Source organism: Staphylococcus carnosus, from assembly GCF_900458435.1.
Taxonomy (GTDB): Bacteria; Bacillota; Bacilli; order Staphylococcales; family Staphylococcaceae; genus Staphylococcus; species Staphylococcus carnosus.
Genome location: NZ_UHCT01000001.1, coordinates 2,417,421 through 2,436,550, shown reverse-complemented (window position 1 = coordinate 2,436,550; position 19,130 = coordinate 2,417,421). Strand labels below are relative to the sequence as shown.

The following is a 19,130-nucleotide window of genomic DNA, read 5'->3' as shown; positions in this document are numbered from 1 at the left end:
GCGTTTTGACACCAGCTCAAGGCCAAATTGCTGAAAAGGGAACAGAGATTGAAGATACAGCAACAAAAAAACCGCAACCGATAGAACCGGCACAAAATGATAAAAAGCGAGAAGAGCCAATAACTGAAAAAGCGACGAAACAACAAAAAGAACAGCCGGCACCAGAGGTTCAAGTAGCTCCTGAAGTTTTGACACCAGCTCAAGGCCAAATTGCTGAAAAAGGAACAGAGATTGAAGATACAGCAACGAAAAAACCCCAACCGATAGAACCAAGTCACAAAACAGAAAGTATCGAACCCTCTATTATAGAAGAACCAGTTACAAAGCAAGCCGAAACTATTCAACCGGCAGAAAAAAATGCTGATGAATCATCACAATCGAAAGCAGCATCTGAAAGCACTTCATCTGAAAAAACAATTCCAACAACGGATGCAGCGGCTTCAACTGACTCATCTAAGAACACTTCAACAGAATCCTCAACTGAAAAAGAAGCTGTTGCTGGATCACAAAATGTGATAAAGGATGTTCCAGAAAAAAGCGCCCATGTAACTACAACTTCTACACCGGGAAATCCTTTAGAAAAACCGCAACCACAAAAGAATCAACAACCTCAATCATCTACACCTGCTAATACAACTGCATCACAGCGTACGTCATCACAAACGGATGGTCAATCTACTACAAAAGAAGCGAAAGCAGCTCAAGAACAGGCGATTAATAAATACCCTGTGATTTTTGTACATGGCTTTATGGGGTTTGTAGGTGATATCAAACCTGATTTATATCCTAATTATTGGGGTGGAGATAAATACCATTTGTAGATGGATTAAGAGAGAAAGGTTATCAAGCATATGAAGCAAGTGTTGGTGCTTTTAGCAGTAACTATGATCGTGCGGTAGAGCTTTATTATTATATTAAAGGTGGTACGGTAGATTATGGTGCAGCACATGCAGCAAAATATGGACATGCACGTTATGGACGGACTTATGAAGGTGTTTTTAAAGATTGGCAGCCTGGTCAAAAAGTACATTTAGTCGGCCATAGTATGGGTGGTCAGACGATTCGCTTAATGGAACACTTTTTACGTTTCGGTAATCAAGAAGAAATTGATTATCAACGTACGCATGGCGGTACAATTTCACCTTTATTTGAAGGTGGACAAGACAATATGATTTCGTCTATTACAACGTTAGGTACACCGCATAATGGTTCGGCAGCAGCTGATCGTGTGGGTAATCAACAAGCTTTCAAAGATATTGTATATGCTTTAGGGCGTATGGGTGGCGGTAAACTTGCAAATATTGACTTCGGTTTTGAAAAATGGGGGTTCAAGCAAGGTGCGAATGAATCTTATATTGATTATATGAAACGTGTCGCAGAAAGCGCGTTATGGAAAACAGATGATAATGCGATGTATGATTTAACTTCAAAAGGTTCTGAAGCGTTGAATGAAAATACACCATTGAATCCGAATATTACGTATACCACTTATACTGGATTAGCGAGTCATGAAGGTATTACAGGTAATTATGTACCAGATATTGGACAATTTTTCTTATTTGATACAACAAGTCGTATTATTGGCAGTGAGCCGGATAAGACGTTGCGTCCAAATGACGGTATTGTTTCTGTTGTGTCTTCACTTTATCCGACAGGCCAAGCGTTTACAGACTTTACTGATGGTTTGAAAAAAGGTATTTGGCAAGTGACGCCTGTTATGCAAGGTTGGGATCATTTAGATTTTGTAGGATTGGATGCTTTAGATTTCAAACATACAGGTATTGAACTGCAGCAGTTTTATGCTGGGTTGATTAATAATATGATGAAAGTGGAAGAAGCGGAAGTTTAAAATAAAGCGCATCGTAATCTAAGTGATTGCGGTGCGTTATTGATGTTCATTAAATTCAGATAATGTGAGTTCATTATATAATAAATCGGTATTAGCAGGACTAATAAATCCCTTTTCATCTCTAACATATGTATTTTCAATTAAGTTTGAATGTTGTTCGATTACTTTTGGTTTAGAAGACCCATACTGTGTTGGGTTAATTGTTGGTATTAAAGGTGGAATAAGTTGTTTTTTTTATTATGTTTTAGGTTGTAATTTCAATAAATTGTTTTTGTTATAGCAACATGTATGAACTATCATTATTTTTTATGTTGAAGTCAATATTTGAATCTTCTTTTTCAGCTTCTTTAAGTGATTTAGCGGTAATAATATTATTTGTAAATAATGTAGCTTAAATCATTGAGTATAGAAAAATATTGTTAATCTTACTTTTTAATTGTTTAGAGATTACTTTTTGAAGATTTTCAAATATAAGGGCGAGGTAAAAATTAAAATATAAAAAACTATATAAGGACTATACAAAATATGTAAAGTTTTATATGATGAGTTAGAAAAAATTATTAACAAATAAAATTTAAATAGTATTTTCTGAAATTTAAAATACCAAAAAGTAGTGTGAAGTACATCGACTTTAACTAAAATGAGTTCTGAAGGAATAAATTGCAATTATATAGAGACAGATTTTATCAATCGACTAACCGAAAAGGTGTCCGAATATTAGAATGAATAAAATAATAATTAAATAGTATGATCGACTCGGTGAGAGAAAAAATCAATGGATATCTCAAAATTTTAGTTTAAAACAACCACAGTTTAATAGGTGGATAGCGGAATTAATGTAAATATAATGACTTTTCTAATTAATGAATACATCTTAAATTGCATAATATGTATAATTTTAATTTTAAATATATAAATAAATATGTGTATTTTGTATGCTATGACTTATTTTTTAAAAGTTACACAAACTAAGAGAATATTACTGAAACAAAGAAAAGGAAAAATAAGCTAGTTCATAACCTAAACACATATCTTTGGTTCTTGATCATGTAGTTGAGAAAGAAATTATGGAACTACAAGGTTGACCAGCAACGAAGAAAATAGCTAAAAACTTAAACAACATTAGTGCTATAGAAAAAGGGATTGGTGTCTTTGGAAAGACAATAGGAGGTGTTTTTAATTGACTAAACAGACAGAGGAAAATATATATGAAAATCTACGAAAGCCAGGAACGCAAGCGATAAGCTTAATCACTTTATTTTTTGTGTTATTTACAGGATTGATATTTGCTTTTGGACTCAAATTGGAAAATGCACCCAATTATTTATTAGCATCCACTGCTTTTCAGATAATTATAGCTTTGATTGGTTTTATACCATTATTGTATAAAACTAAGCCTAATAATTATGGAAAGTTCGTTAAAAGGCTGACTGGTTTTTCTGCTTTATGTATTATATCAGTGTATAATCTTACATTTACTGTGTATAACATTTATTTTTATTTAGCAGCACAACATGGCGTCTATCTATTTAAATTTTGGATTATAGGGACGTTAACGATGATAATTTGTTACGGTTTCCAATTAATGCAGCAATTCACACTTTTGAGAGAACCTGAAAAGTTCAAAGGTGAAAGTGAAAATGATAAATTTTTAAGAAAAATGATTTTTTTATTCATGTTCAAAGTATTAAGTTATATAGTATTTATACAAAAAATTATTGAATACTTTACTATACCTAATATTGCAGAATCACGTTTTACGATAATTGTTGTTGGTGTGTTGATATACGCGGCAATGGTTTTTTGTTCTAATGTGTTATACCAATCTGTGTTAGCATATATTGAATTTAAGGAGGAGGGAAAATCCAACGAAGCTGGACATGCTAATTACGCCTAACTTGGCAAAAGTAGTATTTTATGTTGAAACCGAACATTAGCAAGATGAGATGTTGGAAGTTAAGCATATCTTTATTGATAAAGATATTTATACCACTGGTCCTATTGTTTTTACTAAAGAAATAATGGGTTGGGTGAAGATTTAGGATTCAGAACTTATCTCTATATTGAACTGATGCTAGAAGGTGGATTGAAGACAAATCAATATGAAACAAAAGATATAGAAGTCTTAAATGAAATCGAATATTTGGAGAAGCAACATCAACTTCAACGCATATCGCCTTATTATCATATTATTCATGAAGTCGATGAAATGAATTGCGTTGATACAAAGGTAAAAGTTAGAAATATTGGAGAGCGTATATGACATATTTACTATTATTTTTAATGGCAGGTTTGTATTATGTAGTATATATTACATCGGTAATATATACAGAAGGTATTAAGTTATTGCAGTGGATTGCCTATGGTATATGTGCAATAGTCTTTTTGATTACATTTCTCTTTGTGGATTCTAGTTTTAGTACATTACAAAATTACATATTTGTACTCACTATAGGCTTTGTTGTATACGGATGGTTGGCTATTAAGTCGTTTTGTACACGTCCGTATCAAGTGAAAATTGAAAGTATGGAATCTAATCCAAACCATCCTTTGATAAAAGAAAAATATGAAGAAGTTGAAAGTTTGCAAATCAACTTAGCTTCTGCGAAATATAAAGGGGTTATTTCAGGAATTATCTCAGTAATATGTATGATTGCGATTAAATTAAAGTTAACGCCTATTTTAAAAGAAGATTTAGCAGGTGGTTTATTTACAATAGGACTAATCCTTTTTTAATGATTATTATTTATTTCATTATAGATATTATATTAGTAATTAGACGACGAAGATTTTCGTTTATCACTCTCAGACCTTTAGGAACGCTGCTTTTGTTAATATTCTTTGCAATGATTATTTAACAATTAAAAATGAAGGAGTCAACTATGAAAAAGATAAGTTTGTTGAGTTTATGTTTGTTGATGATTATCGTAATGGGTTGTACGAAGGGAGATCGTCTTCCTGGTTCGGTAAAAAACGATTTGCATAAAGCCGATAGAAAGTTAGAAGCTGTGAAAATATTTGAAATTGATCATAAGAAGGTTATTTATGAAAAGGAAGATCGAAAATTAATCATGCCGCTTCACTTCAAAGAAGACGTAGAACTGCCTCCTAAACTTGTCGGCAGCATGGCCACAACACCTTTATCTGGAAATGAAGATGTTGATGATGTAGTGGTTAAATATGAATTGAAAAATCATAAGCATGAACTTCATTATAAAAGAGATAAACACGGAATGCTTAAACGAGTAAATTAACTGCTGCATAGGAATGAGCATACATGTTTATTCCCCGAATAGATATGTGTGTCCTGTTTCTATATAGCAATTCGAATAACTAAAGATTAAGACAAATATTAACAAGCAATAGAGCAAAATAACAATAATATGTATCATTTAAAATAAAGAAAGAAGTCAATTGTACCTTGATTTATAGCTTATTCATCTTCAAGTACATAGAAATAAATGAGGAGTGGTGATAATGTCTAGATTTGCAATAAAATTAAAAAACGTAAGCAAACGATTTGGAAAGCAATGGATTTTTCAGGACATTAACTTGGATATTCCGCTTCACTCTATTATGATTATCACTGGTTCAAATGGTTCTGGAAAAGTGTGCTGCTAAAACTTATTGCGGGTCTTTATCAACCAACCTTAGGAACGCGAACAGCAAATATTTCTTCACTAAGCTTTGCGCCTGATTATTTACCAGAAGAACTTTCACTTACTGTACAAGAATATATTGATACTATATATTTGATGAATAAAAAATCAATAACGTTAAAAGAAATGAACTTGCAAATACAATATTTAGATTTGAAACCTTATCTTTTATATAAGATAAAGGATTGTTCAAAGGGAACTCGCCAAAAGCTCAATATTCTTCAAGCATTGGTAAAACCTTGTGATGTACTAATATTAGACGAGCCGTTTTCGGGATTAGACAAAAATACAAAATCTTATTTAGCAAATAAGTTAAGTGAACTTGCTGAAACTAAAACGATTATTTTAACAAATCATGAGGCAGATGTGACATTTAAACAAACGCTTCAAACTTATAATATAGAAACTCAACACGAAGAATATCAGAATATTGATAACCCTTTATATAAAACAATTATCTTTGAGTCTCAAACTATACCGAGATTTAAAGAAGGGAAATTAACCACTCTTCCTGATAACCGGTACTCTATTCAAACAGAAGCAGCACAACTTAATAAAATATTATTTTATCTTATACAGCAAAATTCAACTATTATTGAGGTGAAGTGAGGTGGAAACATGCTTGCATTCTTAAAGTATCAACGATATAAAGCTAAGCACAAACCACAATTTTTAATACCTTATTTCTTTTATATACTATTCATCGTATTCGTTTACAGCTACAGTGGTGCAGAATCATTATCTAGTTACACCCTCACAAGTATAGGGCTATTTGCGATATCAGTATGGTTAGGAATACAAAATAGTAAAAGTGAGCTTTTGAATGAAAAATATATTGTACTTATACAACTGACACGAGCATCTACATATGTAATCGGTAAATTAATTTTTATTATAACGCTCAATTTACCTTTAATATTCATTGCTCTAATTTATCCATTAATATTCAATAAGTTTATTCCCACTGCCTCACTTAATGAAGTGTTACTTGGCTTATATGCACATATAAGCGCAATAATTTTAGGAACATTAATTGGAAGTTTTGCTCTTGTGCCTAAGATTAAGCACCTTAAATATTTATACCTTATGGCATTTCTTCTAATTGTGCTTACAATATTAAAACCAGTATTTATAAATTTATATCCATTCACAAAGTATGTATTGTGGATTTTACCAACTCTTCCTGATTTAGAAGGATCTGCTGTGCAGCTTTTATTCAGCGCAGTTACGATAAGTTTTTATAGTTTTATAATTTTTTTGATACTTGTTTATCTTTTCAAACATTCAGAGGAATAGAATCGTTTCGGTTTTCCGCAAGATTCTATTCCTTTTCATATGCACCACACTCTAGAATTGTTACAATTAAACTGTATGACTTAATAATACAAGATACATTGCAGTAAAATGTATAAATGATTCTTTTTGAGCTGAAAAAAGCAGAGACCTAACAATACAAGAAGTGTCTAAATACTTAAAGTACGTGTAGGTTCAAACGGTACTCTGCATTGAAATAAAGGCGAAATTTAGATATATTAAATAAGTAAGATACAAGGAGGAGCAAGGAATGGCGAAAGATACATTTTATATAACAACACCTATTTATTACCCGAGCGGTAAATTACACATTGGGCATGCATATTCAACCGTAGCAGGCGACGTAATTGCGCGCTACAAACGCATGCAAGGCTATGATGTACGCTATTTGACAGGTACAGATGAACATGGTCAAAAAATTCAAGAAAAAGCGCATAAAGCAGGCGTAAGCGAATTAGAGTATCTGGACGAAATGATTTCAGGTATTAAATCATTATGGGAAAAACTAGAAATCTCAAATGATGATTTTATCAGAACAACTGAAAAACGCCATGAAGAAGTAGTGGCTAAAGTGTTCGAACGTTTGCTTGAACAAGGTGACATCTACCTTGGCGAATATGAAGGATGGTACTCAGTACCAGATGAAACTTACTATACAGAATCTCAATTAGAAGAACCGGTGTATGATGACAACGGTAAAATTATCGGCGGTAAAAGTCCGGATTCTGGACATGAAGTTGAACTTGTTAAAGAAGAAAGCTATTTCTTTAATATTTCTAAATATGCAGATCGTTTATTAGCATTCTATGATGAGCATCCTGAGTTCATTCAACCTCCTTCTCGAAAAAATGAAATGATTAATAACTTTATCAAACCAGGCTTAACTGACTTAGCAGTATCACGTACAACATTTGACTGGGGCGTACAAGTTCCATCTAATCCAAAACACGTGGTATATGTATGGATTGATGCCTTGGTAAACTATATTTCAGCATTAGGTTATTTATCAGAAGACGATAGTCTGTTCAAAAAATATTGGCCGGCTGATTTACATTTAATGGCAAAAGAAATCGTACGTTTCCACTCTATCGTATGGCCGATTTTATTAATGGCATTAGACTTGCCGCTTCCAAAACGCGTCTTCGCACACGGCTGGATTTTAATGAAAGACGGCAAAATGAGTAAATCTAAAGGCAACGTCGTAGATCCTAACGTTTTAATCGATCGCTACGGTTTAGATGCAACACGTTACTACTTAATGCGTGAATTGCCATTCGGTTCAGACGGCGTCTTCACACCAGAAGCATTCGTCGATCGTACAAACTTTGACCTTGCTAACGATTTAGGCAACTTAGTGAACCGTACTATTGCGATGATTAATAAATACTTTGACGGTGAATTACCAGCATACGAAGGACCAAAACATGAGTTAGATGCTGAAATGGAACAATTCGCATTAGATACTGTCAAAGAATACCATGAAAACATGGAAAACTTGCAGTTCTCAGTGGCACTTTCAACAGTGTGGAAATTCATTAGCCGTACGAACAAATACATTGATGAAACAACACCTTGGGTACTTGCTAAAGACGATAGCCAAAAAGAAATGCTTGGTAATGTGATGGCGCACTTAGTGGAAAATATCCGCTTCGCAACGGTATTATTACGCCCATTTATCACACACGCACCACGCCAAATTTTCGAGCAATTGAATATCAACAGCCCAGAGCTCTTTGGATTCGACAGCTTGAACGAATACGGCGCATTAAAAGCACCAATTTCAGTGACTGAAAAGCCGCAACCGATTTTCCCGCGATTAGACACAGAAAAAGAAGTGGCATTCATTAAAGACTCAATGCAAGGTTCAGCACCAAAACCTGAAGCACAAGCAGAGTCAGCTGAAGAAGAGAAAGAAGAAGTGCCAGCTAAAGCACAAATCACAATTAAAGATTTCGATAAAGTAGAAATCAAAGCAGCAACAATTATTGATGCTGAAAACATGAAAAAATCTGACAAACTTCTAAAAATCCAAGTAGATTTAGGCGAAGAACAACGTCAAATCGTTTCAGGTATCGCAAAATTCTACGAACCAGACGATATTATCGGCAAAAAAGTAGCGGTTGTAACGAATTTAAAACCAGCTAAACTTATGGGGCGTAAATCGGAAGGTATGATTTTATCTGCTGAAAAAGACGGTGTTTTAACATTAGTCAGCTTGCCGAATGCAATTCCGAACGGTGCAGTTATCAAATAAACATTAGCATAAGTATGTAATAGAAATTCCCTATAAAATAGAAAAAGATTTTGGCGGCGCTGCAGGCACAACTGTATACGCCGCCGTCTTATTATGTCATCTAATCCTTTGAAAAAGGGTAGGAGAATACTATAGATGAGAAAGAAACAGACCATCTTTCACACAGCATTTTAAAATAGCGCAACAGAACTGAAAGGAGTAATTTCGATGTTAATAGATACACATGTACATTTAAATGATGAACAATATGATGAAGATTTAGAAGAGGTCATTGATCGTGCACGTGAAGCAAGGGTAGATCGCATGTTTGTTGTAGGATTCGATACACCTACCATTGAACGTGCAATGAAATTAATTGATCAATATGATTTTTTATATGCCATTATCGGCTGGCATCCTGTTGATGCGATTGATTATACAGAAGAATGCGAGCAGTGGATTGAGGAATTATCCAAACATCCGAAAGTTATCGGTATTGGAGAAATGGGCTTAGATTATCATTGGGATAAATCACCTAAAGATATTCAAAAAGAAGTTTTCCGTAAACAGATTGCTTTAGCCAAACGTGTCAACTTGCCGATCGTGATTCATAACCGTGAAGCGACACAAGATTGTATAGATATTTTAATGGAAGAACATGCAGAAGAAGTAGGCGGCATTATGCACAGTTTCAGCGGATCGCCTGAAATTGCGGATGTAGTCATTAATAAACTCGGTTTCTATATTTCATTAGGCGGACCTGTGACGTTTAAGAATGCGAAACAACCGAAAGAAGTTGCGAAACACGTACCATTAGACCGCTTGTTAGTAGAAACAGATGCACCTTATTTATCACCGCATCCTTATCGCGGTAAACGTAATGAACCGATGCGTGTGACATTGGTTGCTGAACAAATCGCAGAATTACGTGGTATCAGTTATGAAGAAGTTGCTGAACAGACAACTGAAAACGCAGAACGTTTGTTTAATTTAAAAAAATAAACATGAAAAAAGAACCATTCTGAAAAGAGTGGTTCTTTTTAATGAGTAGTGAAATTTTATTTTTTTAAAATATTATGGCTTCGACTAGGAACGTACGTTCTATTTATGGTATACTAATTTCAAGCAAGTTGGATAGATGGTGGCTAACCTATTTAAAGGGGTGATGCCTATGATGCGCAACTCCAGAGAGGACACATAATGAGTGATTATGAAATACTTATGATCGTACTAACGATAATAGGTTTAATCCTTATTAGCGAAAATCGTAAGAATTAAGCATCAAAAAATAACCATCCAACTTTGGTTGAATGGTTATAAACAAATGAACCAAAAGCCACCGTCTTTTTAACGGGCCTAGAGGGATAACATGTTCACAGCATGTTATCCCTTGTTTAATTTAAATATAGCAGTATTCGGTGTAAGAGTCAAAGCAAAATACCTTAGTAATAGTATTGATTATTGCCGATGCATTAAATGCATACCAGAACTACTATATTGTGTTAGGTTTAATCCTTATTAGCGAAAATCGTAAGGATTAAGCATCAAAAAAATAACCATCCAACTTTGGTTGAATGGTTATAAATAAAGAACTAAAAGCCACCGTCTTTTTAACGGGCCTAGAGGGATAACATGTTCACAGCATGTTATCCCTTGTTTACTTAAAATATAGCAAATCTAAAGATAATAGTTTAACTATTCTGATAAAATAATCAGAACCTAGCTTTTCAAGGTTTTATTTTTCAAGAAAGCAGATATGGTATAGTATTAAAGTTAACACTGTGAAAGGTGACGAGAATATGAAAATCAATGAATTTATCGTGGTTGAAGGCCGAGATGATACAGAACGTGTACAACGTGCGGTAGAATGCGATACGATTGAGACAAATGGCAGTGCAATCAATCAAGAAATATTAGAAGTCATTCGTAACGCACAAGCAACGCGCGGCGTGATTGTATTGACAGATCCTGATTTCCCGGGTGATAAGATTCGCAATACCATTCGTGAACATGTTTCAGGTGTAAAACATGCGTATATCGACCGTGAAAAAGCTAAAAATAAACGTGGTAAAATCGGAGTAGAACATGCGGCTTTAGAAGATATCCGTGATGCTTTACTGCATGTTTCTTCTCCATTTGAAGAAGGCATGGAATCAATCAGCAAAGATACATTAATCAACTTAGGTCTTATTGTGGGTCCTGGTGCGAGACATAAACGTGAGGTATTAGGCCGAAAATTACATATCGGACATTCTAACGGCAAACAATTGCTGAAGAAGTTGAATGCTTTCGGTTATACAGAAGCAGATGTGCGTGATGCATTAAATGAAGATAAAGGAAGTGAAGGATAAAGTGAATAAGAAAGATATCGCTACACCTACGCGTACGAGAGCGTTATTAGACAAGTATCAATTTGATTTCAAAAAGAGTCTGGGTCAGAATTTCTTAATTGATGTCAATATTATCCAGAAGATTATTGATGCGAGTAATATTGACGAACGTACGGGTGTGATTGAAGTAGGTCCTGGTATGGGCTCTTTGACAGAACAGTTAGCGAAACATGCGAAAAAAGTGGTTGCATTTGAAATCGACCAACGTTTAATCCCGGTGTTAGAGGATACTTTATCAGATTATGACAATGTAACGGTGATTAATGAAGATATCTTAAAAGCTGATGTAGTTGAAGCAGTACAAACGCATCTTTCAGATTGCGATAAAATTATGGTTGTCGCAAATCTTCCATATTACATTACGACGCCGATTTTATTAAATCTGATGTCGAAATCATTGCCGATTGATGGTTATGTAGTCATGATGCAAAAAGAAGTCGGTGAACGATTAAATGCTGAAATCGGCACAAAAGCATATGGTTCTTTGTCGATTGTTGCACAATATTACACTGAGACATCTAAAGTACTGACGGTGCCGAAGACGGTCTTTATGCCGCCTCCGAATGTAGATTCTATTGTAGTGAAATTGATGAAACGTCAAGCGCCGATTGTTGCAGTAGATGATGAAGATCAGTTTTTCAAAATGACGAAAGCTGCTTTCAGTCAGCGTCGTAAAACAATCGCAAATAACTATCAAAGTCTATTTTTCGATGGCAAACAAAAGAAATATATCATCAAAACATGGTTAGAAGATGGCGGTATTGATCCGAGACGCCGCGGTGAGACGCTATCTATTAAAGAATTTGCGAATTTGTTCAATAACTTGAAAAAATTCCCGGAATTAGAATTTTAAAATATTGACATGGCGCACGTACATTGTTAAAATTTAAATTTTATTTGACTTAATCGCTAGAAATGTGTTATAATACAATTTGTAGCGAGGTGGAGCAATATGCCAAAATCAATTTGGGACATCAAAAATGCACTTGATGGTCATTTAGGAAACCGTATCGTACTTAAAGCAAATGGTGGTCGTAAAAAAACAATTGAACGTTGCGGAGTTTTAGCTGAAACTTACCCAGCAGTTTTCATTGTTGAATTAGACCAAGATAAACACAATTTTGAGCGTGTATCGTATACATACACAGATGTGTTAACTGAGAACGTACAAGTTTCTTTTGTAGACGATAATCACCATGAAGCAGTTGCACACTAGTTAGATGAGTAATAAATTGAATAATTGAAGCATTGAGTGCTTCGTCTAAAAAAGGAATCCTGTGGGCAGGATTCCTTTTTTAATGCAAAAAATCGTAATTATAGATAGTAGGTAAGAAGTGCTTATTTTTAAGCATAATCCCCGCTTTTAGAGTTATATCAGTCTATTATATCCGTACTTACAAATCATTCTAACTTTTTTCAATATCACAACATTAACCATTATGAATACAGTCAATGTTCGTGTTATAATGTCGATAATGCATATTTTGCACATCATTTTCTGTGCGAATGTTCTATAAGCAGGTAACAATACACTACTTCAGCACAGATATTCCAATCTCGAATGATTTTATATGTAAAGGAGGGCGGTAATACGATATACGAAAAGGCACCTGCTAAAATTAATCTCACCTTAGATGCACTATATAAACGAAATGACGGTTTTCATGAAGTAGAAATGGTCATGACGACGGTGGACTTAAATGATCGTGTTACCGTCGAAAAACGACAGGACCAGCGTATTGTGGTTCAAGTTGATTATAACTTTGTACCTGAAAATGCTAAAAATTTAGCATCGCAAGCGGCGCTATTAATGCAGGAAACGTATGACCTCAAAGAAGGTGTCACGATTACATTGGAAAAGGAAATTCCGGTGTCTGCCGGTTTAGGCGGGGGTTCAGCGGATGCTGCGGCGACGATGCGTGCGATGAATAAACTCTTTGATCTGCAACTTAGTTTGGATGAATTAAGTGCACTTGGTGCTGATGTGGGTTCAGATGTACCGTTTTGTATTTACAGCAAGACAGCAATTTGTACAGGACATGGCGAAAAGGTACATCTTTTAAATGAAATGCCGAAAGCTTGGGTTGTGATTGCAAAGCCGAATGTCGGTATTTCTACGGCTTGTGTTTTTCAAGAACTGGAAATCGGAGAAGAATGTAATCAACAAGAAAATACGCAAAAGTGTATTGAAGCGATTGAAAATGGAGACTATGAAACGATTTGTGCGACCCTTTCGAATTGTTTAGAATCAATTTCGATGGAGATGCATCCGAATATCCGGAAGTTAAAGCAGAATATGCTTAATAGCGGTGCAGATGCTGCATTAATGAGCGGCAGCGGTCCTACAGTCTACAGCTTAGCGAAACACTATAAGCAAGCGCAAAATATTTATAATGCAGTGCATGGGTGCTGCAATGAGGTCTATTTAGTCAGATTACTAGGATAAGAAAGGAAGGATTCTTGTGCGTTATAAACGAAGTGAGCGTATTGTGTACATGACTCATTATTTAATGAGTCATCCTAATAAGTTGATACCGCTTACGCATTTTGTGAAAAAGTTCAAACAAGCAAAATCTTCAATCAGTGAAGATATTCATATTGTGCGTGAAACCTTGCAAAAAGAAAAATTAGGGACAGTGATTACAACAGCTGGTGCCAGCGGCGGTGTCACTTATCGTCCTACCATGAGTAAAGAGGAAGCAGAGGAAGTTATCGATGAAGTCATCGGCCTCTTACAGGAAAAAGAACGCTTGCTGCCGGGAGGCTACCTCTTCTTATCCGATCTTATGGGCAATCCTGAATTGTTGAATAAAGTCGGGCGCTTGATTGCGACAATTTATATGGATGAAGACTTAGATGCAATCGTAACGATTGCGACTAAAGGTATATCTCTTGCCAATTCAGTAGCAAATATATTAAATTTACCAGTAGTTGTTATTCGTAAGGATAATAAAGTAACAGAAGGTTCTACAGTATCGATAAACTACGTTTCGGGATCATCTCGCAAGATTGAAACGATGGTGCTTTCAAAACGTACACTTCAGGAAAATTCGAATGTGCTTATCGTTGATGATTTCATGCGTGCTGGAGGCTCTATTAATGGCGTTATGAATTTGATGAATGAGTTTAAAGCGCATGTCAAAGGGGTATCAGTACTTGTAGAATCTAAAGAAGTTAAACAAAGATTGATTGAAGATTATACTTCCTTGGTCAGACTGTCTGATGTCGATGAATACAATCAAGACTTTAAAGTTGAACAAGGGAATGTGTTATCTAAATTCTCATAAAAGGAGCGAGTATACAACATGAAAACAATTCACACAAATAAAGCACCAGAGGCATTAGGACCTTATTCACAAGCAATTGTTTTAAATGACATGGTTTATGCTTCTGGCCAAATTCCATTAAATGAATTCGGCGAGTTAGTCAGCGAAGAAATTGCAGTTCAAACTAAACAAGTGCTTAATAACTTAAGTCATGTTTTAGAAGAAGCAGGTTCAGACTTAGACTCAGTAGTGAAAACAACGATTTTCATTGCAGATATGAATGATTTCCAATATATCAATGAAGTCTATGGTCAATTTTTCAACGCGCACAGACCAGCTAGAAGTTGTGTTGAGGTGGCGCGCTTGCCGAAAGATGTTAAAATTGAAATAGAAGCAATCGCTCAAGTAAAAGGTAAATAATTTTTAATTAAATATTGTAAAGCTTCTAGAAGACAAAAGAGAGAGATACTAGGGGGGCTCACTACATGAAAGTGACAGATGTAAGACTTAGAAAAATACAAACTGATGGAAGAATGAAGGCGCTTGTGTCTATTACACTTGACGATGCATTCGTAGTCCATGATTTGCGTGTGATTGAAGGCAACTCAGGTCTATTCGTCGCAATGCCAAGTAAACGTACACCAGATGGTGAATTCCGCGACATCGCGCATCCAATCAACTCAGACATGAGACAAGAAATTCAAGATGCAGTGATGAAAGTATATGATGAAACTGATGAAGTCATTCCAGATAAGAATGCACAACCATCATCAGATTCAGAAGATAACGGTAGTGAAGAAGAAGCTTAATAGTATTTGATATTTGAAATGAAGAGGCTCTCGGTCAAAAGATCGGGAGCCTTTTTCTTTAAAATAAAGACTGGAAATTAATTTGTAAGTGCAGTAGGAGAACATAATAATTTTCAAGAGTGAATGATGACAAGAGGATGCTGATTGTATGGAGACAAAAGCCGACTTTTGGGGTTCAGTCTTGAAAGTGCAAGCAGCGTTAAATTATAATAATGTAGAAGTGTAAAATTATTGGAGGGTTAGCAGTCATGCAGAGATATGCGGTGGTATTAGCGGCTGGTAAAGGCACAAGAATGAAATCGAAACTTTACAAAGTGCTGCATAAAGTAGCAGATAAGACGATGATTGAACATGTAGTAAATAGTGTTCAGCAATCTGGTGCAGACCAAATTGTAACGATTGTTGGTCATGGTGCAGAGCGTGTAAAAGACACACTTGGAGATCAGTCTGCTTATGGTTTTCAAGAAGAGCAATTAGGAACTGCGCATGCGGTCAAAATGGCGGCAGATGAGTTGAAGGATAGAGAAGGTACAACATTAGTAGTGTGCGGCGACACACCATTGATTACAGCAGATACATTGAATGCTTTGGTTAAACACCATGAAGACAATCAAGCAGACGCAACAGTTTTATCAGCCACAGCACCAAATCCATTCGGATACGGAAGAATTGTAAGAGATGAAGAAGGACGTTTGTCTAATATTGTTGAACAAAAAGATGCTTCAGAAGCAGAACAGCAGATTGATGAAATCAGTTCTGGCATTTTTGCGTTTGATAACCAAACATTGTTCCGTTTGTTGGATAAAGTGAAAAACGATAATGCGCAAGGTGAATATTATTTGCCGGATGTTTTATCTTTAATTTTAGAAGAAGGCGGCAAGGCTGAAGTTTACCATACTAATGATTTTGATGAAATTATGGGTGTGAATGACAGAGTTGCTTTAAGTAAAGCGGAACAAGCAATGCGTCAACGTATTAATGAGTATCATATGCGTAATGGTGTCACTTTAATTGATCCATCATCTACTTATATTGCATCAGATGTTATAATAGGTATGGATACTGTTATCGAACCAGGTGTACATATTGGAAGTGGTACGCAAATCGGAGAAGATACAGTCATTGGCCAATATTCAGATATTAATCGCAGTACAATCGGCGATCGTACTACTGTAAAACAATCTGTTATTAATGATGCGACAGTCGGTGACGACACGACGGTTGGACCGTTTGCACAATTAAGACCGAATGCACATTTAGGTAATGAAGTTAAAGTCGGCAACTTTGTTGAAGTGAAAAAAGCAGATATTAAAGATGGCGCGAAAGTTTCACATCTTAGTTATATCGGCGATGCAGAAATCGGTGAACGTACAAATATCGGTTGCGGTTCTATTACTGTTAATTATGACGGTAAAAATAAATTTAAAACAATTATCGGAAAAGATTCATTTATCGGCTGTAATACCAACTTAGTTGCACCTGTTATATTGGGTGATGATGTCCTTATTGCTGCAGGATCAACGATTACAGACGATGTGCCAAATGACAGTTTAGCCTTAGCGCGTTCTAGACAAACAACGAAACCTGGTTATTTAAATAAAAATAAAGAATAGCAAGTATTGAAGTCAGAGAGCCAATTCAGTAAAATTAAATAGAATGTAATGTAACAGTTCGACTTGAACAACGCATGAATGCAAATAAATGGAGGACTATAAATGTTAGCTAATGAATATAAAAATTCATCTTTAAAGATTTTCTCGTTGAAAGGAAATGAGCCGCTTGCACATGAGGTAGCCGATGATATCGGTATTGAATTAGGGAAATGTTCAGTAAAACGTTTCAGTGACGGCGAAATTCAAATCAATATTGAAGAAAGCATCAGAGGTTGCGACGTATTTATTATTCAACCGACATCTTATCCGGTTAACGTACATTTAATGGAATTACTCATCATGATCGACGCATGTAAACGTGCTTCTGCGGCTACAATTAACATTGTGGTTCCTTACTATGGTTACGCACGTCAAGACAGAAAAGCGCGCAGCCGTGAACCAATCACTGCTAAACTTGTTGCTAACTTAATCCAAGTAGCAGGTGCAGACCGTATGATCGCTTTAGACTTGCATGCACCGCAAATCCAAGGATTCTTTGATATTCCAATCGACCACTTAATGGGTGTACCGATCTTAGCGAAATACTTCAAAGAAAATCCAGATATCGACCCAGAAGAAACAGTCGTTGTTTCACCTGACCATGGTGGTGTAACACGTGCACGTAAATTAGCAGACATTTTAAAAACACCGATTGCAATTATCGATAAACGACGTCCGAAACCGAATGTTGCCGAAGTTATGAACATTGTAGGCGAAATCGATGGACGCACTGCCATTATTATTGATGACATTATCGATACTGCAGGTACAATCACTTTAGCAGCACAAGCGTTGAAAGATAAAGGTGCCAAAGAAGTTTACGCTTGTTGTACGCACCCAGTACTTTCTGGTCCAGCTAAAGAACGTATTGAAAACTCAGCAATTAAAGAATTAATCGTAACAAATTCAATCCGCTTAGATGAGGAACGTAAACCTGAAAATACAACTGAATTATCAGTTGCAGGACTTATAGCGCAAGCAATTGTACGCGTTTACGAAAGAGAATCTGTCAGCGTATTATTCGACTAATACATTATCAAAACTGCCGTTCAGCTGAACGGCAGTTTTTTTATGGCTGTTTTGAATTTTTTTCTGCGTAATTTTTTAGGAAGTTGACGTAATTCTGAAAAATGTGTATAATAACTCCGTTCGCGACTTTAATTGTTCGAACATATTAAACACTTGCAAGCGATGATATATCGATGGGTAAGTGCGGAGAGATTAATTATATTTTGCTTATATAAAGCGCAGTATCTAATCTCAAATACGAAAGGTGGAAAAAGGAAATGGCTTCATTAAAGTCTATTATCCGTCAAGGTAAACAAAGACGTTCTGATTTAACAGCAATCAGAAACTCAGGTAAAGTACCAGCAGTTATGTATGGTTACGGTCAAAAAAACGTATCAGTTAAAGTTGATGAAGTAGAATTCATCAAAGTTATCCGTGAAGTTGGACGTAACGGTGTTATCGATTTAGGCGTAGGTTCTAAAACAATCAAAGTAATGGTTGCAGACTACCAATTCGATCCACTTAAAAACCAAATCACTCACATCGACTTCTTAGCAATCAACATGAGTGAAGAACGTACTGTTGAAGTACCTGTACACTTAGTTGGTGAAGCAGTAGGCGCTAAAGAAGGCGGCGTAGTTGACCAACCATTATTCAACCTTGAAGTAACAGCTACTCCAGAAAACATTCCTGAATATCTTGAAGTAGAAATTTCTGGATTAGAAATCGGCGACAGCTTATCAGTTGCTGATTTAAACACTACTGGTGACTTCACTATTGAAAACGAACCAGAAGCTACAGTTGTAACTGTAGTACCTCCAACTCAAGGACCAAGCGAAGCTGAAATTGAAGAAGTTGAAGCTGGCGATGCAGATACTCCTGAACCAGAAGTTGTTGGAGAAAAAGAAGAAGACGAAGAATAATCTTATTCTCGCTTTATTTGAAAATAC

General features: G+C 35.5%; 20 protein-coding genes and 1 pseudogene. All 21 read left to right on the top strand.

The features are described from left to right. Window positions 1-569: 569 nt before the first annotated feature. Window positions 570-1,849: pseudogene (lip, locus tag DYE31_RS11920) on the top strand (YSIRK-targeted triacylglycerol lipase); the annotation flags it as partial. A 1,180-nt stretch (window positions 1,850-3,029) separates the two neighbouring features. Next, window positions 3,030-3,746 (top strand): DUF5079 family protein, encoded by a 717-nt coding sequence (locus tag DYE31_RS11915; protein WP_012664161.1) that lies wholly within the window; start codon window positions 3,030-3,032, stop codon window positions 3,744-3,746. A 129-nt stretch (window positions 3,747-3,875) separates the two neighbouring features. Continuing rightward, window positions 3,876-4,112, top strand: coding sequence for a DUF5085 family protein (locus tag DYE31_RS11910; protein WP_012664163.1), 237 nt, complete (start codon window positions 3,876-3,878; stop codon window positions 4,110-4,112). Further along, window positions 4,109-4,585, top strand: a complete 477-nt coding sequence (locus DYE31_RS11905; protein ID WP_012664164.1) for a DUF5080 family protein — start codon at window positions 4,109-4,111, stop codon at window positions 4,583-4,585. The genes DYE31_RS11910 and DYE31_RS11905 overlap by 4 nt, the downstream gene beginning before the upstream one ends. Before the next feature lie 146 nt (window positions 4,586-4,731). Continuing rightward, window positions 4,732-5,103: a hypothetical protein gene (locus DYE31_RS11900; protein WP_012664165.1), complete on the top strand. Its 372-nt coding sequence runs from the start codon at window positions 4,732-4,734 to the stop codon at window positions 5,101-5,103. A 223-nt stretch (window positions 5,104-5,326) separates the two neighbouring features. Beyond that, a complete protein-coding gene (locus DYE31_RS12720) occupies window positions 5,327-5,470 on the top strand; it encodes a hypothetical protein (protein ID WP_156248388.1) in 144 nt (47 codons plus the stop codon). Further along, on the top strand, window positions 5,461-6,117 hold the full coding sequence (locus DYE31_RS11895) for an ATP-binding cassette domain-containing protein (RefSeq protein ID WP_012664166.1): 657 nt from the start codon (window positions 5,461-5,463) through the stop codon (window positions 6,115-6,117). The genes DYE31_RS12720 and DYE31_RS11895 overlap by 10 nt, the downstream gene beginning before the upstream one ends. A 9-nt stretch (window positions 6,118-6,126) precedes the next feature. Then, window positions 6,127-6,804 (top strand): hypothetical protein, encoded by a 678-nt coding sequence (locus DYE31_RS11890; RefSeq protein WP_012664167.1) that lies wholly within the window; start codon window positions 6,127-6,129, stop codon window positions 6,802-6,804. 268 nt (window positions 6,805-7,072) lie between these two features. Continuing rightward, a complete protein-coding gene (gene metG, locus DYE31_RS11885) occupies window positions 7,073-9,076 on the top strand; it encodes a methionine--tRNA ligase (protein ID WP_012664168.1) in 2,004 nt (667 codons plus the stop codon). Window positions 9,077-9,283: 207 nt separating this feature from the next. After that, window positions 9,284-10,057: a TatD family hydrolase gene (locus DYE31_RS11880; protein WP_012664169.1), complete on the top strand. Its 774-nt coding sequence runs from the start codon at window positions 9,284-9,286 to the stop codon at window positions 10,055-10,057. A 198-nt stretch (window positions 10,058-10,255) separates the two neighbouring features. After that, the gene (locus tag DYE31_RS13050; RefSeq protein ID WP_371860255.1) at window positions 10,256-10,333 is read left to right on the top strand and encodes a hypothetical protein; all 78 of its coding nucleotides are present in this window, start codon (window positions 10,256-10,258) and stop codon (window positions 10,331-10,333) included. A gap of 521 nt (window positions 10,334-10,854) precedes the next feature. After that, entirely contained in the window at window positions 10,855-11,406 is a 552-nt protein-coding gene (rnmV, locus tag DYE31_RS11875) for a ribonuclease M5 (protein WP_012664170.1), read from the top strand. A 1-nt stretch (window position 11,407) separates the two neighbouring features. Then, entirely contained in the window at window positions 11,408-12,298 is an 891-nt protein-coding gene (gene rsmA / locus DYE31_RS11870) for a 16S rRNA (adenine(1518)-N(6)/adenine(1519)-N(6))-dimethyltransferase RsmA (protein WP_012664171.1), read from the top strand. Between the two features lie 99 nt (window positions 12,299-12,397). Continuing rightward, window positions 12,398-12,661: a biofilm formation stimulator Veg gene (gene veg / locus DYE31_RS11865; RefSeq protein ID WP_047132184.1), complete on the top strand. Its 264-nt coding sequence runs from the start codon at window positions 12,398-12,400 to the stop codon at window positions 12,659-12,661. A gap of 345 nt (window positions 12,662-13,006) precedes the next feature. Further along, on the top strand, window positions 13,007-13,891 hold the full coding sequence (gene ispE, locus DYE31_RS11860) for a 4-(cytidine 5'-diphospho)-2-C-methyl-D-erythritol kinase (protein WP_041612933.1): 885 nt from the start codon (window positions 13,007-13,009) through the stop codon (window positions 13,889-13,891). Between the two features lie 16 nt (window positions 13,892-13,907). After that, on the top strand, window positions 13,908-14,732 hold the full coding sequence (purR, locus tag DYE31_RS11855; RefSeq protein WP_012664174.1) for a pur operon repressor: 825 nt from the start codon (window positions 13,908-13,910) through the stop codon (window positions 14,730-14,732). A gap of 18 nt (window positions 14,733-14,750) precedes the next feature. Beyond that, complete coding sequence (locus DYE31_RS11850) at window positions 14,751-15,131, top strand: RidA family protein (protein ID WP_012664175.1); 381 nt, start codon at window positions 14,751-14,753, stop codon at window positions 15,129-15,131. A 65-nt stretch (window positions 15,132-15,196) separates the two neighbouring features. Beyond that, window positions 15,197-15,520, top strand: coding sequence for a septation regulator SpoVG (spoVG, locus tag DYE31_RS11845; protein WP_012664176.1), 324 nt, complete (start codon window positions 15,197-15,199; stop codon window positions 15,518-15,520). Window positions 15,521-15,768: 248 nt separating this feature from the next. Beyond that, window positions 15,769-17,133, top strand: coding sequence for a bifunctional UDP-N-acetylglucosamine diphosphorylase/glucosamine-1-phosphate N-acetyltransferase GlmU (gene glmU, locus DYE31_RS11840; RefSeq protein ID WP_012664177.1), 1,365 nt, complete (start codon window positions 15,769-15,771; stop codon window positions 17,131-17,133). 102 nt (window positions 17,134-17,235) lie between these two features. Beyond that, the gene (locus tag DYE31_RS11835; RefSeq protein WP_012664178.1) at window positions 17,236-18,201 is read left to right on the top strand and encodes a ribose-phosphate diphosphokinase; all 966 of its coding nucleotides are present in this window, start codon (window positions 17,236-17,238) and stop codon (window positions 18,199-18,201) included. Window positions 18,202-18,458: 257 nt separating this feature from the next. Further along, window positions 18,459-19,103, top strand: a complete 645-nt coding sequence (locus tag DYE31_RS11830) for a 50S ribosomal protein L25/general stress protein Ctc (protein WP_012664179.1) — start codon at window positions 18,459-18,461, stop codon at window positions 19,101-19,103. The last annotated feature ends 27 nt before the right edge of the window (window positions 19,104-19,130 follow it).